This window comes from Nonomuraea sp. K271, assembly GCF_009908215.1.
GTDB classification, from domain to species: Bacteria; Actinomycetota; Actinomycetes; order Streptosporangiales; family Streptosporangiaceae; genus Nonomuraea; species Nonomuraea longispora.
Genome location: NZ_JAAAHR010000028.1, coordinates 25,935 through 41,249, shown reverse-complemented (window position 1 = coordinate 41,249; position 15,315 = coordinate 25,935). Strand labels below are relative to the sequence as shown.

General features: G+C 65.8%; 11 protein-coding genes and 2 pseudogenes. 6 read left to right on the top strand and 7 right to left on the bottom strand.

All coding sequences use genetic code 11. The features are described 5' to 3' along the window. Positions 1-20 precede the first annotated feature (20 nt). Positions 21-3,293, top strand: a complete 3,273-nt coding sequence (locus tag GUY59_RS12965) for a hypothetical protein (RefSeq protein WP_138208549.1) — start codon at positions 21-23, stop codon at positions 3,291-3,293. After that, positions 3,293-4,942: a pPIWI_RE module domain-containing protein gene (locus tag GUY59_RS12960; protein ID WP_161714521.1), complete on the top strand. Its 1,650-nt coding sequence runs from the start codon at positions 3,293-3,295 to the stop codon at positions 4,940-4,942. Before GUY59_RS12965 ends, GUY59_RS12960 begins: the two co-directional genes overlap by 1 nt. Here the strand turns inward: GUY59_RS12960 and GUY59_RS12955 are convergent. Further along, a complete protein-coding gene (locus GUY59_RS12955; protein WP_161714519.1) occupies positions 4,859-5,632 on the bottom strand; it encodes a transposase family protein in 774 nt (257 codons plus the stop codon). The two genes, GUY59_RS12960 and GUY59_RS12955, sit on opposite strands and share 84 nt — an antisense overlap. A gap of 149 nt (positions 5,633-5,781) precedes the next feature. Here GUY59_RS12955 and GUY59_RS12950 point away from each other — a divergent pair. Continuing rightward, positions 5,782-6,444 (top strand): annotated as a pseudogene (locus GUY59_RS12950) (hypothetical protein); the annotation flags it as partial. Here the strand turns inward: GUY59_RS12950 and GUY59_RS12945 are convergent. Continuing rightward, the gene (locus tag GUY59_RS12945; RefSeq protein ID WP_161714519.1) at positions 6,361-7,134 is read right to left on the bottom strand and encodes a transposase family protein; all 774 of its coding nucleotides are present in this window, start codon (positions 7,132-7,134) and stop codon (positions 6,361-6,363) included. The pseudogene GUY59_RS12950 and the gene GUY59_RS12945 overlap by 84 nt on opposite strands. Before the next feature lie 167 nt (positions 7,135-7,301). Between GUY59_RS12945 and GUY59_RS12940 the strand changes: the two are divergent. The 3 genes and pseudogenes from GUY59_RS12940 to GUY59_RS12930 form a co-directional block, all read left to right on the top strand. Further along, positions 7,302-7,730 (top strand): annotated as a pseudogene (locus tag GUY59_RS12940) (RNaseH domain-containing protein); the annotation flags it as partial. Between the two features lie 203 nt (positions 7,731-7,933). Further along, a complete protein-coding gene (locus GUY59_RS12935; protein WP_138203140.1) occupies positions 7,934-8,821 on the top strand; it encodes a DUF6731 family protein in 888 nt (295 codons plus the stop codon). 35 nt (positions 8,822-8,856) lie between these two features. Further along, positions 8,857-9,426 (top strand): hypothetical protein, encoded by a 570-nt coding sequence (locus GUY59_RS12930; RefSeq protein WP_138203142.1) that lies wholly within the window; start codon positions 8,857-8,859, stop codon positions 9,424-9,426. A 680-nt stretch (positions 9,427-10,106) separates the two neighbouring features. On the opposite strand, the gene GUY59_RS12925 is transcribed toward GUY59_RS12930, so the two are convergent. The 5 genes from GUY59_RS12925 to GUY59_RS12905 all read right to left on the bottom strand — a co-directional run bounded on the left by GUY59_RS12925 (position 10,107) and on the right by GUY59_RS12905 (position 15,193). Further along, positions 10,107-10,952 (bottom strand): hypothetical protein, encoded by an 846-nt coding sequence (locus GUY59_RS12925; RefSeq protein ID WP_201760802.1) that lies wholly within the window; start codon positions 10,950-10,952, stop codon positions 10,107-10,109. A gap of 170 nt (positions 10,953-11,122) precedes the next feature. After that, positions 11,123-11,647: a phospholipase gene (locus GUY59_RS12920; RefSeq protein WP_138203144.1), complete on the bottom strand. Its 525-nt coding sequence runs from the start codon at positions 11,645-11,647 to the stop codon at positions 11,123-11,125. Positions 11,648-11,810: 163 nt separating this feature from the next. Then, the gene (locus GUY59_RS12915) at positions 11,811-12,275 is read right to left on the bottom strand and encodes a hypothetical protein (protein WP_138203146.1); all 465 of its coding nucleotides are present in this window, start codon (positions 12,273-12,275) and stop codon (positions 11,811-11,813) included. Between the two features lie 43 nt (positions 12,276-12,318). Then, positions 12,319-13,368 carry a LacI family DNA-binding transcriptional regulator gene (locus GUY59_RS12910; protein ID WP_201760801.1) on the bottom strand — a complete coding sequence of 350 codons (1,050 nt, stop codon included), beginning with the start codon at positions 13,366-13,368 and terminating at the stop codon, positions 12,319-12,321. After that, on the bottom strand, positions 13,352-15,193 hold the full coding sequence (locus GUY59_RS12905) for a DUF2264 domain-containing protein (RefSeq protein ID WP_138203150.1): 1,842 nt from the start codon (positions 15,191-15,193) through the stop codon (positions 13,352-13,354). The genes GUY59_RS12910 and GUY59_RS12905 overlap by 17 nt, the downstream gene beginning before the upstream one ends. Positions 15,194-15,315: the final 122 nt, after the last annotated feature.

The following is a 15,315-nucleotide window of genomic DNA, read 5'->3' as shown; positions in this document are numbered from 1 at the left end:
CCTCGTGGTGCCAGGAGCTGGTGAACGAGCTGAAGGACAGCGATGTCCTCCCGGTGGGGCGCCTGTCGGCACGTGACCTGGTCGCGCTCGAACTCGGCCTGCACTTCTTGCACCGCCACTTCGAAGGCGAACCGATTGGTGCGCTGTGGCCGATCCTGTCCGGCTACGTGATCGTGGAGCCGGAGCTCCAACCAGTGGTGCGCAGGCTCAGGCACCGGATGGGCGACATGGGCCGGCGGGGTTACTGGCGACTGTCCCTCGATCACTACCGGCGACTGCCTGTCGAGGTCCGTGGTTTCACCCGTACGGATGACGCGACCCGGAAGATCAACGATCAGACCGGTTTCGTTCCACATCGCTCGTCGGTGTGCCCCCAGCGATTCGACTACTACGAGGCGGCGCTGACCGATCCGGTGTCCTACGCCCTCGAACCCGTGCGACCTCAGGCTGAGCCGGGCAAGCTCTACACCTTCTTGAGGCGCGACAAGGTCGAGGAACGCGTTCGCATCCCGAAGGACATCAAGGTACTGCCGCCTCCTCCCGCCCTGACGCTACGGCAGGATCGGGAGCGCGACGCTTGGCGAATCATTTTCGAGGAGGATCTGGCACCAGTTGCCGTGCGCTTCGATAGCGCGCTCGCGGGCAAGCCTGAGATCACGAACCGGAACTGGGTCGACCGCCTCGACAAGATCGTCTTCTGCGCTGTCGACGACGAGACAGGCAAACTCATCGAGATGCCCGAGACCTTCGACATCGACGGGGTCGAGCACATCGTCGGACTGATGAACAGCGGCAAGTCCACGCTAGCCGACCTGATGACCGGGGACCGAGTCAGAAAGGGTTACCACGTCACCCTGGTAGTCGGGTCGGTCACCGATGTCTATGCCAAAGTGTCGTTCCTGCGCAGCGTCGGGATCGACGCCGTGCCGCTGGTCGGTAAGAACAGCCGCACTGAACACGCCGCACGGTACTGGCGGTCGACGCTGGCAACCTCGCCCAGTGTCTTCCCCACTGACGATGATCCCGCGGCTGACTTCGTCAACACGATCTGCCTGCTCGACCCAGTGCGCGAGACAAACCATCCCGAGTGGGCGCCACTCTCGCCGGAGAACTTTCCCTGCCGGAACGCTCTGCGCTCCACCGATGGCGAGAACAAGATTCACGATTGCCCGCTGCTAGCCGTCTGTCCCCATCAGGAGACCGAGAGGCGCATCGCTCACGCGCAGGTGTGGGTGACGACCGCGCCCGGTCTTGTCGCCAGCCGGGCCGAGCCGTCTGAGGGGAAGATGCGGTGGCTCGAAGCCTGTCAGCATCACAGCGACCTGATCATCATCGACGAGGCGGACAACGTACAGCAGGACCTCGACGACCGGTTCGTGCAGTACGAAACCCTTGTCGCCCCCGGCGAGGGTTGGACCGACCGGACCACGATCAGCAAGGTGAACGGCTTCGACCGGATTGGCCGGCTCCAACTCCGGGACCGCAACGTTATCCGGTTCAACGACTACGACCGGATCCACCAACGCGCCATCGACAAGCTCTACGAACTCGTCCTGAACGACCAAGGCCTGTACGAGGTGATAGGAAAGGCACCGTTCACCGGATTCTCACTGCTGTTGCAGGTCGCTCGAATGATGCATGGGCTGCCGCTGAAGCGCATGGATGACAATGCCGCGCTCGAGGACGCCGCCGACGACTTCTTCCGCCAACACCTGGAGATTTTCACCGAAGGCATCCTGACCGCAGTCCCCGAGCAACTCGCCCAAATGGTCGCGGCTCTGCAGGCCGACATCCCCAACGAAGACGCCATCGACGAGGCGATCAATGACTGGCTGATGGAACACGCACCGCCGGGGCAACAAGCTCATGTCCGTGCCAACGTTGCCATGCTTACGATGCTCTTCCAAGCAGGGTTCTGGGCTAGCCGTATCACCACCTCTTTCTTCGAGATGTCCACGCTCTATCCGGCGGTGGCCGAATCTCTGCCCCTGGACGATGAGGACACTTTCTGGCGGCAGCAACCTCCCCGCGATTACCAGCCGCTGATCCCTGAAGCACCCATGGGCAACCTACTTGCGCTGCAGTGGCTGCCCAACCGACTGGGGAACACCGGCGCGTTGAGGATCCTGTGGATCCGCGGCGTCGGTCGGTGGCTCCTGCACCACATGCATGACGTCTTGGAACCCGAAGGTATCCAGGGACCGCACGTTATTCTCACCTCGGCCACCAGTTGGGCGCCGGGCTCGTCGTTCTACCACATCCCGATTCCTCCATCGGCGGTCCTGCGGGAGCCCCTGGAGGACCGGCGCGCGTTGGCACAGAGCAAGCTGTGGTTCCGGAAGAGCCTGCGCCCGGACGGTAAGAAGCCCATCGCGGTGTCCGGGCGGCAGGGAACGGAACGCAACGACGCCCTCCGGCAGCTCGTCAGCGGGATCTGTCTGCCCCGGCCTGGAGCGGTGGTCAGCCTGCTGGAGCAAGTACGGGCTGACCTTGACGACGACCGCAAGCAGGTCCTGTTCGTCGTGCTCAGCGGAGCTGAAGCGAAGTTGGTGGCCGAGCACATCAACCTGAGAACTCCCTACCGCGCCCGCAACGTGACCCCAGACGCCAACGATCCCGGCCAGTACGGCCTCCACCGCCGCATGATCACCAAATTTCCAGAGTCCGGAGATGACATTCTTGTCGCTGCGGAGATGGCGATCCAACGCGGCTACAACATACTCAACGCCAATCGCACTGCTGCCCTCGGCGCGGTGTTCTACTTGGCGCGTATTCACCCGCCGCCCACCGACCCCAAGTTTCCGCTCTCCCTCATCAATCAGCGTGCCATGGCCTACCTCATGGACCCCGCCGGCGGCTCGTCCACGACGCCCCTATCCTCGATCGCGGAAGCGGCCAAGAAGCTGGGCAACAAGGCGCGCGCCGACTGGTACAACCTGATGAGCCGCCCGGTGTTCTTCCGCCGCCTTGACGACCGGACCGAGCGGCCCGCCTTTGTCGCCAACGCTCTCGTCCCGATGGGCCAAACCATCGGACGCAGCATCCGCGGCCACCAGCCCACGCACGTAATCCTTACCGACGCGGCCTTCGCTCCTCGACATGCCGATCCGGACGAGCGGGCACCAGACACGCCCCGCACCAGCCTGATCGTGGCGGCCGACCAACATCTGTCCCGGCTGCTCAAAGAGCCCGCAAACAGCGCGTCCGTGGAAGATATCCGCGACCATGCCATCGCCGAGGCCGTCTGGGGCCTGCTTGGTGACCTGTTCCGCAACCGAGACATGGGGCACTGATGCCGCGTTACGACCATCTCCGACTCATCGCTTATGAGATCACGCCCGGAGCGTCGCTGCCAGTAACGTGTCTGACAGCAAGGTTCCCGAGGCTGTGGCTGCGTCGGATCAAAAGCCAGGCCCCCTATGGGGATGACCGCAAACTGCCCACCTGGTCTCTCGTCGAACTCCTGAACACCCTCGACCCCAACATCATCCACGTGGCCAGCAACGTCGACGACGAGTACTGGCTCATCAGCCACGCTCGCGTCGACCGGCAGGTCATCCGCACCGCCGTCGCCGTCTGGGCCTCGACACGCGTCACGTCCGCGCGGCCGGACCTGGACTGGTTCGACCTGCTCGATGACGAAGAACTCGACTGGCAGCCAACCGAACTGGACCTTCTCGCAAGCCGGACCCACCCGAATGGCACCGCCAAACCGGACCCGGCCGTCTTTCGGATGCTGCCTGGCTACCTCGCTGGCCTCGTCGCAGCCGCCGGGATGCAGATCCGTGGAGAACACCGCTCGTTCATCCTCGGCCCAGTAGACAACTCCGGTCACCGTTCTGCCATCTGGTGGCCGCCCGAGCGCCTCGACGACCCCAAGCTCGGAGCCGGCCTGTGGGCACCAAAGATCGACTTTCATGTGGAGACCGTGCCGACTCACGGCCGAGCCCGTGTCCATGCCGAGCTCAGCACTGTCCGCTTCCCCCTGCAACCCGTTCGATACGTGCCCGCGAGAGGAGGCGGGTCGCCAAGCATGACGCTCTGGCTCCTCGCAGGCAGCGGTTACCTGCGGGCGGCCGAGCAGCCCACCCTCGTGAGCGCCAGCATCGGGCGACGCCGCTTCGATGATGGCTATCGGTGGGCCTGGAACCCTGGACTCGCGCACGCTCTGGCCAACCTCACCCACCATGCCTTCCCCGACCCACACGACGTCGTCATCGCCCCGGCGGCCTACGTCAACCAGCCGGTGTCCGCCTACGCCCTCTACTCCACCGGCACCAAGCTCAGCGCCCCGAGTGATGAAGATGCTGACGACAAGACAGCGAAGTCAGTGCTGCACGCGGCCAAGACCGGCTTTTTGCCGATCGACCACTATGACCTTCACGTCAGCATGGGGAAGATCTTGGAGCCACTGGGAATCGTGGCGGTGCCCGACCTTCAAGAAGCCAAGACCGCCGTGCCTCGCCTCTTCCGTCCCGACGCGGACACCCATGCGTCCTACACACTCGAGTTGTGGACTGAGTCGCCAGTTACCCGGCAGGCCATCCTTGCCGCGATCACGCAGGGTCTCGGCTACAACGAAACAACTCCAACTACCCGGACCGCAGATGACGGTGAGGTCATCGAGACCCGCGCCTTCAACGGCCCGTGCAACCTCACGGTGGAACTTCGTCACCAGCGCGACATGGCCGCAGGCATCCCCCGGCCAGCTAAAGGCGAGAGACAGGGAACCCAGGCGGCCCGCCGGATCAAACACATCGAACAAGTGATTGGCAGAAGTATCGATCGTCGTGCTGCCATCGTCGAAATCCGAACCCCGGCCTACTTCGAGGCGATCAACAAGGAACCTATTTCAGGCTCACCCGGCTTGGGTGACGCGATGGTTTTGAAGGACGGCGATGGCCTTGCAGAGGTGGCCGGCCTTGGACGGGCTGCAGCGTAGCTTGCGCAAGATTCTCCAGCCTTTGAGCTGGGCGTTTGCGCGTTCGCCGGGGCCGCGGAGCCTGGCGTGGGCGCGGTTGGCGTGTTTCTGGGATTCGGGCTTGTGCTTGCCCTTGTACGGGGTGCGGACCGGGCCTTCGGCTCCCTGATACGCCTTGTCCGCCAGGGTGATGATCCCCGCCTGCTCCAGTGCGCGCAGGATGCCCCAGATGCGGGCAGCGGTCAGATCGTGGGCCTTGCCGGGCAGGGCGCCCGAGGTCCACAGGATCGTCCCATCTGGTGAGGCGATGACCTGCACGTTCATCCCGTGCACACGGTGCTTGCCGGAGAAGTACGGCCGGTCAGCGGCGATCCGGTCGGTATGGATTAGCGTGCCGTCCAGCACCAGGTAGTGCAGCCCGTCCCGCTTGGCCTTGCGCAGCGCCTGGACGAGCTTGGGCGAGCGGGCTGACAACAGCGCCACCGTCTCTTCCACGTACCGCCATGCGGTTGCCGCCGACACCCCGAAGCCAGCCGCGAGTTCGGCGTAGGTCTCGCCCTTACGCAGGTAGACCAGCACCAGCAGGGCCTGTCGGCCAGGGTTGAGCCGCCGCCAGATCGACCTCATGGACTTACGGTGGCGCCGGATCACCCCGGCGACGTAGTTCAGGCGCTGATGCGACAAATCGACGGCGGCACGATAGAACAGCACCCAGAGCTCCTGGTTGTGATGGGCGTGGTTGTGGTGATCAACCCATCTACCAGGAGCTCTGCTGCGTCATGGGGCTAACCTCGGACTTGCGATCATGCTGTGACCAGGGCACTCGATGCGGAGCCTGAAATAGGTTCAAGGATGATCCTTATAGTGTCCTGAAGCAGGTGTTTCCGCCGTTGAACCGGCGCCTGCAGTGCATCCATCCCATCAACCACTATGTGCCGAAGCCCGATGCCAAGGTGGTTAAGAAGACTCTCCCCGGGACGCAGTTCACGCTGGGCGACATTCACCGCGCCACCGCAGCGGTTCAGGACGCTCTACGATCCCTGGGGCGCGTGGGCGTGCTCCCTGCCCCGCCTGGAATCACGGGTGACTTCGAACTGATCGGCATCTGGCTCGAGACCCACAACGGCGCCGACATTCCCATCGTCGTCCGCATCACCAGCGACGGCACTGCGACCGCCCAACTCGCCACCAGCGACGGTACCGAGGAACTGCCCTACGCTGACCTGCCTCTCGCCTTGACCGCCGGCCAGGGAAGGCTGCCCCGGCCGAAGGACGGCAACTTCCGGATCCGAATCGCCGAGTTCCTCATCGCGGCACTCGGCATCGACCAGGCCACCCACGACCGTGCCGTCTTCATCCGGACCAGCACCTTCCGCACCCGTGGCTGGGACTGGCTCCAAGACCAGCACCTCACCCCCAACAGTGAACCTATTTCAGGCTCACCCGGCTTGGGTGACGCGATGGTTTTGAAGGACGGCGATGGCCTTGCAGAGGTGGCCGGCCTTGGACGGGCTGCAGCGTAGCTTGCGCAAGATTCTCCAGCCTTTGAGCTGGGCGTTTGCGCGTTCGCCGGGGCCGCGGAGCCTGGCGTGGGCGCGGTTGGCGTGTTTCTGGGATTCGGGCTTGTGCTTGCCCTTGTACGGGGTGCGGACCGGGCCTTCGGCTCCCTGATACGCCTTGTCCGCCAGGGTGATGATCCCCGCCTGCTCCAGTGCGCGCAGGATGCCCCAGATGCGGGCAGCGGTCAGATCGTGGGCCTTGCCGGGCAGGGCGCCCGAGGTCCACAGGATCGTCCCATCTGGTGAGGCGATGACCTGCACGTTCATCCCGTGCACACGGTGCTTGCCGGAGAAGTACGGCCGGTCAGCGGCGATCCGGTCGGTATGGATTAGCGTGCCGTCCAGCACCAGGTAGTGCAGCCCGTCCCGCTTGGCCTTGCGCAGCGCCTGGACGAGCTTGGGCGAGCGGGCTGACAACAGCGCCACCGTCTCTTCCACGTACCGCCATGCGGTTGCCGCCGACACCCCGAAGCCAGCCGCGAGTTCGGCGTAGGTCTCGCCCTTACGCAGGTAGACCAGCACCAGCAGGGCCTGTCGGCCAGGGTTGAGCCGCCGCCAGATCGACCTCATGGACTTACGGTGGCGCCGGATCACCCCGGCGACGTAGTTCAGGCGCTGATGCGACAAATCGACGGCGGCACGATAGAACAGCACCCAGAGCTCCTGGTTGTGATGGGCGTGGTTGTGGTGATCAACCCATCTACCAGGAGCTCTGCTGCGTCATGGGGCTAACCTCGGACTTGCGATCATGCTGTGACCAGGGCACTCGATGCGGAGCCTGAAATAGGTTCAGTCTTGTACTACCCGGCCGCGACCCCGCGGAAGACGGCGTTGAGCATCTCCTGCCCGCGAAATGCCCCGGCCTTCGCGTCATCCGCATCCGCGAACGTGACGCTCAGGAAGAGGTCCCGCGAGGGCTCGGCGTCAAGGAAGAAGCGTACGGCCGGACCAGTGGCGTGTACCCCTTCAACGACCACGTCTTCTACGCCGTGAACCCCAGATCAGACCAGATGCAGACCCCTCTAACGGTCACTAAGCTCGATCCTGACCAGACCAGGAATGCCCTCAAACAAGGCAGCAACCCCAACCCCATCGAGATCGTTACGGCCTTCCTCCAGCCCGGAGACGACCACTGGGCCTGGGCGACGTACACCCAAGCGCTTCGCCGGGCCGCCCTTCACACCGACATCGCCTCAACACTTCCTCTGCCGCTCCATCTGCCCTCCTTGGCCGATGAGTACCTGATCTAAGGGGAGTGTCGACGTCTCGACGCACTACGCACTCTGATCAAGCAACGGGCTTCTCAAATAGCTGATGCTGCCGGGGGCCCAAGTCGGGCAGATCGTGAGGTTCTGTCACCGCAGTTGTGGGATAGTCAGCACAATCCTCTGCTTCGACCCCTAGATAGGCGGGTGGCACTGCCGTGACGATCAGACGTGATAAGGAACGCACAGTGGCGTTCTTCGAGATCGTCGACAAGGAGAATCAGAGGATCGAACAGATCGACTGGCCTCAGATCTTGGGTAAGGTCTTCCACGCCTCCATCAAGGAAAGGACCCACCTGGGCAAGCTGCGCACGCTGGTTGGTCACGTGATCACGTACAACGAACAAGATCACCTGCTCTTGGGCAAGGTCAAGGACGAGACCGAATGGGTGGAACGTATCAACTTTGAGGACGGTTCGATCGAGCAGTTCACCTCCGCCGAGAACCAGGGGCTGCTGGAGACATCCGTCGTTTGCTTCCTCTCCTTCGGCAACGTTGTCGGCATGATCCGCGGCTCGACCTCAGCCCCAGGGTGTTCAGCCCTAGAGGAGTGGATCAACGGCCTGTCTCTGCTGGACCGGGAGATCAAGGTTCGGGCGATCGTCAACAGCAGCGCCATGGAGAAGATCAGGAAGGCTAACGGCGCTCGCATGATGGAGTTGCGAGTGGGCACAAGCAGGGCAGCTGTGATGGCCGAGTCAGGCAACCGGCTAGGCCGAACCATGAGGACCTTGCGTGAGGAGTATGGAGACATCAAGGTCACCATCACGGTAGAGGTCGCTGCCGACAAGGCTCACCGGCGCGCTCAGCACGAACTGCTTGACGACGTCATGGAACTCGCCGCCCATAGCGACGTGACCGAGAAGGCCAAGGCAAGGCTCACCTACTGGGACAACGGCGAAGATGCCCACGCCGAGGATGTGAACCTCATGCAGGAGCGCATCACTGCTAAGCGGACCATCCCTAGCCTGGATGACAGCGGCCAGTCCATCCGAAATTCGTCGGCCGTGGCTGCCATCATGGACGTAGGAGTTCAGCATGATCGCGAACTGCGTCTATCCGTCGACGCGACCTGAGACTAAGGTCAAGGGAGACATACGAGGAGGCACGCATGTCGCGGGAATCCCGGCTCGCCGACCTGATCCTCGAACACCCCACGGTGGATCTACTGGCCACGGCCTGTCTCGTTGGTCCCCACCTCGCGCTCGTTCTGGTCCTTGGTCACGGCGACATCATCGGTTGGATCCCGCAAGACGATCGACGGGACTTGTACGGAATCGGCGGCGCCGTCATCGCGATCATCTTCTCCGCCTCGGCTGCCGCCATCGCCCACTACGCGAGCGCGTCTGGCAATCGTGCTCGCACGATCAAGAAGAGCGTGGGCCCTGTTCTCCGCCGCCAGTGGTTGGGCACGCTTATCGTCCCAGGCCTGTCTGCGTTCATGTGCCTATTGGCCATGGCGCTAGATGGAAGCAAGAGCGGCGGCGTAAGCGCGGCGCGCTGGCTTTTTGAGGCCGTGGTCATTCTTTCTATACTTAAATTTGTTCGCGCTATGTATCTATTCCAGGCCATGCTCGATGTAACCGACTTGGACGGAGTCGATGTCGGCCGGGCACCAGCCCCACAAATAGGGCAGCGCTGGCGGGACAAACCTGATGATCGAGTGAGTCAAGCTGTTTAACTCAGTGGCACGCTCGATGGAGCGTCAACCCCACAGAGCCTCAAGAACGGCGTTCCCCAAGCGCCAGATAGGTCTTGATCGGTGAGGGTCTTGCCGAGAGGTACCCCACCATGCAGGCATGAACCAAACCGCCTCATGGCCGTGGTCGGGTCATGGGCGTGGCGACCGTCAGACCGGATAATCGAAAGTAGCTGATGGGGACCTCGCTGATCACGAGGCCACCATAGGGGGGATTTCATCCTCATCGGCAAGTCCGGCCGTGCTGTTTATGTCGAAATCTGCGGCAGCCAGTAGAGGGGATTACGAGGTTCGCAAGTGGGCAGACGGGTCCATTGCCAGCGGCGGGCCAATGTTCAAGGCCGCGTAATTCGCCCGCCGGTTGCTCGGTGGTTACTCTTCGGCCATCGGCACCCATGAACACGCGGTGACATTTTTGGGCATTTCGCGAACGACGAAAAGGAACGGAGCGGTACAAGGAGGCACATTGGGGCATGGCCTGACACAAATCCTAGTGACTCTTAATCAGCGGGTCCGGGGTTCGAGTCCCTGGCGGCGCACCAGAAGGAAACCTCAGGTCACTTGTGTGGCCCGGGGTTTTTCGGTTCTCGGTCGTATCCGCGGTGCCTCCCGCGTGCCACCGTACGGTCCCCCCATCCAGCTGTGGTTTCGATCCGGCCGGCTCAACGCACCCGGTCACCGGCGCTCGACGCCCGTCCGCATTTGCCCGTCAGCCACTTTCTGAGGTGCGGCGTGTAATCGGTGGCGATCCGGCCTGCGCCGCCGTCCAGAGCACGTTTCCAAGCGCCGACGTTCTGGCGCCATGACGGCGGCGGCTCCTCCCATTTGGTGACGTCCGGCCAGATCGGCCGTCCGGTCAGCACACGCGCCATCCCCGCTGCGCGCACGCGCCGCCCGAGTTCGGCGGACACGGCCGAGTCATGTGAGTAGAGGATCACCTCCTGCGAACGGTAGGTCTCCCTGACCGGGTCCAGGACTTCGCGCCAGGCACGCGTCCGGATGGCGGCCGACCGGCTGAGCAGAGACTGCCGTGCCTCCGGTTTGATCTCGACCAGGCCGATCATCCTGCTCGCGCGCATGGCGGCGAGCCAGCCGCGGAAGGTGTGGACCGTCTCGCCCTTGAAGGCGCCGCGGGTGATCGTGCGCCCCTTGAGCCTGTCCGAGCCTGCGGCCCACCACAACTGGCCGACGTTCGCCTTGCGTCCGCTCAACCCCCAGGTCGACGTGTTGTGCCACATCACGGCCTTCGTGCCGTCCCTGGTCAGCTGCAGATCCGCCTCAACGCCCGAGGCTCCCCAGGACTTGAACGCGCGGATCGCGGCCGGGTTGTTGGGCTGGCGCACCAGGTCCCTGTTCCAGGTGTCGGAGCCTCGGGCACCGGTCGGGTAGCCGCCGTGCCCGAAGATGAGCGGGCACGGACGTGACGCGGCGGCCTCCGCCGGAGCGACGATGACCAGGCTCGCCGCCAGCGCGACGGCCGACACGAGAGCAGGCGGTGCGCTCCGCATGACTATCTCCTCGATCTTGGTAGGTGATCCGGACCGAGCCTGCCCCAGCCTTGTGGCGGCGGTCCACCGGATGGCCGAGAGAGAGGGAGATCCGTCCGCGCTGCCTGCCGTCGGCCGGCGTACACGAAAGACTCCAGGTCACGCCCGTGACCTGGAGTCTCCTTCGCTGCTTACCGCTGCGCGGCGGACCGTTCGGCCTCGCGCTTGACTTTCTGGATCTGCTCGTCGGTGACGACCAGGTTGCCGAATTCCTTGACCGCCTGGTAGTAGGTCCAGGCGAGCCCGTCACAGGTGGCCTTGGACACTCCCGAGTAACGCGCGCACACCTGACGCATATCGAAGTGGAAGGCGTCGTCTATGCGTGGTTTGTTGGCCGGGAATTGGTTGACGTCCTTGTAATTGCGGTAACCGAAGTCGTGCCGTCTGCACGACATGCGGAAATCGAAGCCGAGCGGCTGGTCGGGGCTGCTCGAACAGAGGTCGGTGGACCAGTCGAAGGCGTAGTCGGCCCATGCGGACTGGTTCTCCCACGCGTTGCGCCACGCGTTGGCGCTCGTGGTGGTGGGCTGGCTGAACGAGGAGAGAGCGGCGAGTTTCTGCTCCAGCGTCACCGCGTGGGCCGGCAGCGCGAATCCGAATAAGGTGAACAGCAGGACGACGGCGGGGGTGACGAGGGCGATTGAACGTCTGACCATGAAAACCTGCTCCAGAGGCCCGGGGAGATGGCAGGGTTCGCCTGATGTCCTTACGATGACGCGCGATTCCGGGAAAATCCGAAGCAGATCTTGCCCAAACTTCCGGGCAGGCTTCGCGCAGCATTGATCTTTACAATGCGGCGCGGTTCTGTCAGCTGTGCGGTCAGCGGACGGTGCGCCGGGCCAGCAGCAGCCGCGCCGACCAGCCGGCGGCCCACAGCAGGAGCAGGACCACGAGCGCGCCGCCCAGCATGATCGTCAGCCCGGCGCCGATGTTGGCCCCGACCGTGCCCGCCGTCACGACCCGCCACCCGGCTCCCACGACGGCGCCCGCAAGCAGCACCGGGATCAGCGCCGCCCACCACCGGCGGTCGAACCGGCGCCGCCGCGACGCCCGCACCAGCAGGGCCGCCGTCACGCCCGCCACCACCAGCGCGCCCACGCCGACGGCGCGCTCGGCCCACGGGCCGAAGCCGGGCGGGCTGATCAGATGGTCGAGGGTCGTGCCGGGCGGCACCTCCGCGCTGAGGTCGCCCACCAGCCACCAGACGGCCACCGGTACGGCCAGCGCGCAGCCCGCGGCGGCCGCGAGAAGGCCCCGTCCTGAGGGAGCTGCCGTGTCTGCCATGAGACAAGTCTTACCGCCACGCGGGCGGGCATGCGCCCGCCCTTCAGCGTCCGCTGCCCAGCGGCTTCACCGAGCACCTGACCACGGTGTGGGTGCCGAGCGTGATCGGCGGTTCGGCCAGCGGATCCTTGCCCGACAACGCGAGGCGTACGGCGGCCCGGCCCAGTTCGGTGTGCGGCAGGTGAACGGTGGTCAGCCCGATGTCCTCGGCGGGGGGCACGTCGTCGTAGCCGACGATCGAGACGTCATCGGGGACGCGCAGCCCGTGCTCGCGCAGTGCCCTGACGGCCCCGGCCGCGATGAGGTCGGTGGCGGCGAAGACCGCGGTGAAGTCGCGCGGTCCCTCGGTCAGGCGCCGCTTCATCGTCACGTAGCCGCTGCGCCGGTCGAAGTCGCAGCACATCTCCAGCGCGGGGTCCGCGGTGACCCCGTGATCGGCGAGGGCCGCGCGATGACCGGCGACCCTGGTGTTCGACGTGCTGTTGCCGGGGCGGATCCCCAGGTAGAGGATGCGGCGGTGCCCGGCGGACAGCAGGTGCGCGGTGATCGCGCGGGCTCCGCCGGTGTTGTCGAAGTCGACCGTGAAGGCCGGCACCCCGTCACCGAGCGGGGGCCGGCCGCACAACACCAGACGGGAGCCGGAGGCCGCCAGCCCGTGCGCGTAGCGCGACATGCGTTCTCGGTAGTCGTCGTCGAGCACCACGCCGCCCACCAGGATCACCGCCTCGGCCCGCTGCTCGCGCATGGTCTGGACGAAGGCCAGCTCACGTTCGGGGTCGCTGCCCGTGGTGCAGATGAGGGACAGGCGGCCCTCGGCGGCGGCCTGCTCCTCCACCCCCTGGGCGATGAGGGCGTAGTAGGGCGAGTCGACCGAGTGGATGACGATGGCCACCGCGCCGGGCGAGGCCACGGACAGCGCCCTGGCCTGCGCGTTGGGCACGTAGTCCAGCTCGCGTACCGCGCGCAGCACCTTGCGCCTGGTGCTCGGGTGCACCGGATAGTCACCGGCCAGTGCGCGCGAGACGGTCGCCACCGAGACGCCCGCGTGCGCGGCGACGTCGCGGATGGTGACACGTCTAGCCGGTCCAGACAACGCGTTCTCCCACGGATCCATGCCGGCGGTAGTGGGGCTCGCGTCCGAGCCGGACTTCCACCCGCGAGCCGCCGGAATCATTCCACGAGACCTGCTCGCCGTGCACCGAGATCTGCGGGCCCTCGGCGTTCGGGGACCGCCCCAGCCGCACCGCCGAGACGAAGATCGACACGCGGCCGCCCGGGTGGACGCCGACGAGGTAGGGGGTCGCGGAGCAGGTGCCGAACGCGTTCTCGTCGTGGCGGAGCGCGGCGGCGGCGGTGTGCCAGCCGTGCAGCCCGGCGATCTCGCTGACCAGTTCCTTCCCGGCCGCGGCGGTCACCGAGGCGGTGAGCCCGCCCGGTGTGACCTCGCACGGCTCGCCGGAGGCGACGGCGTGCCCGCCGTCGCGGACCACGCTGCCCGCGGGGGCGCTCACCCGGTGCACGCGGACCTCCCACGGGCCGTCGAGCACGGACGCTGTCTCCACGACCACCTCCCCGTCGGCGTAGCGGGAGGCGGCGAAGCCGTCGGCGACGCCGATGCGCTCGATGCGGCGGCGGCGGGTGGCCCGCCCGTCGGGCAGCAGCACGGTGAGGTGGTTGTCGATGTTCTCGGCCCGGCCGCCGGGGCCGGTCTCCGGCGCGGTGTGCGTCGAGTAGCCGAGCTTGGCGTAGTGGGGGTCGTCCCTGGCGGTGTCGGGATCGTTGCCGTCGCTGCCATGGTTGACCAGGCGGGTGACGCCCTCGCTCCGGTGCAGCAGCCAGCCGGGCGCGGGGAGGGCCAGGCTGAGATCTCCGGCGTCGGGTTCGGCCGCAGGAGCGCCCCACACCGGGTGGCCGGGGCCGAGCAGCAATCCCAGGAAACCCTTGCTCGCCCAGTAGGGGGAGGCCGGTCCCGAGTAGTTCTGGGTCACGGGCAGGAAGGGGCGGTGCCAGCCCAGGCTGAGCAGGCCCCGCTCGTCGGGCACGCCGTGGGCGGCGAAGTGGTCGAGGGTACGGCCCGCCATCAGGCGGGTGGCGCCCGGCTCGATCGGGGAGGCGTCGAAGAGCGTGCCGAGCCAGAGGGGGGCCAGGCTCGCCATCCGGTAGGTGAGCGAGCGTCCCTGGTGCATGGGGGCGCCGTCGGGGGCGAACAGGTGCCGGTAGCCGTCGAGGAACGTGCGCAGCCGTTCCCGGTGGACCGTCGCGTCGGCGCCCGACATCCTGGTCCACAACAGTGTGTAGAGGTGGATCGCCCAGCCGCAGTAATAGTCGTAGTTCTGGCCGGCGCCGTCGGTGTACCAGCCGTCGCCGACGTACCAGCGTTCCACGTCGGCGAGGTGCCGGTCGATCTCGTCCTGGTCGTACGGACCGCCGACCCCGGCGAGGAACTGCTCGACGATCACCTTGAACAGCACCCAATTGCACGGCCACGCGTGTTTGCCGACGATGCCGCCCAGCCAGGCGACCACCCGCTCCTGGACCCCGGGGTCGAGCCGGTCGAAGAGCATCGGCCGGGTCTCGTGCAGCGCGATCGCGACGGAGGCGGCCTCGACGATGGTCTGGTGGCCGTCGGCGATGGGCAGCCAGGCGAACTCGTGGCCGGGGTCGGTGCCGTGCCGGAGCCCCTCGGCGTAGCGCTCCAGCAGGGCCGCGGGCGCGGCGGCCGGGTCGCCGGCGAGGCGGAACGCGGCGAGCAGAAAGGTGCGCGCGAACCCTTCGAGCCCGTCGGACTCGGGCCCCGACCTGCTGGTGCGGCCGGGCAGCCGGTATTGCGCGTGACCAGGCGTGGCGTAGGGAGTCACCGCGTCGAGCAGTCCGTCGGCGACGTCGACCCAGTGCTCGCGAGCATGGTCACCGCGCATGACACCTCCATAGTAATGGGTTACATCAAGACCGCCCTGACGATAAGCAGCCGTCCCGTTGTACGTCAATGGCCCGGGTGGCCGCGGAGTAACGGCCTGCTAACAAATCGCTGGAACTGAAC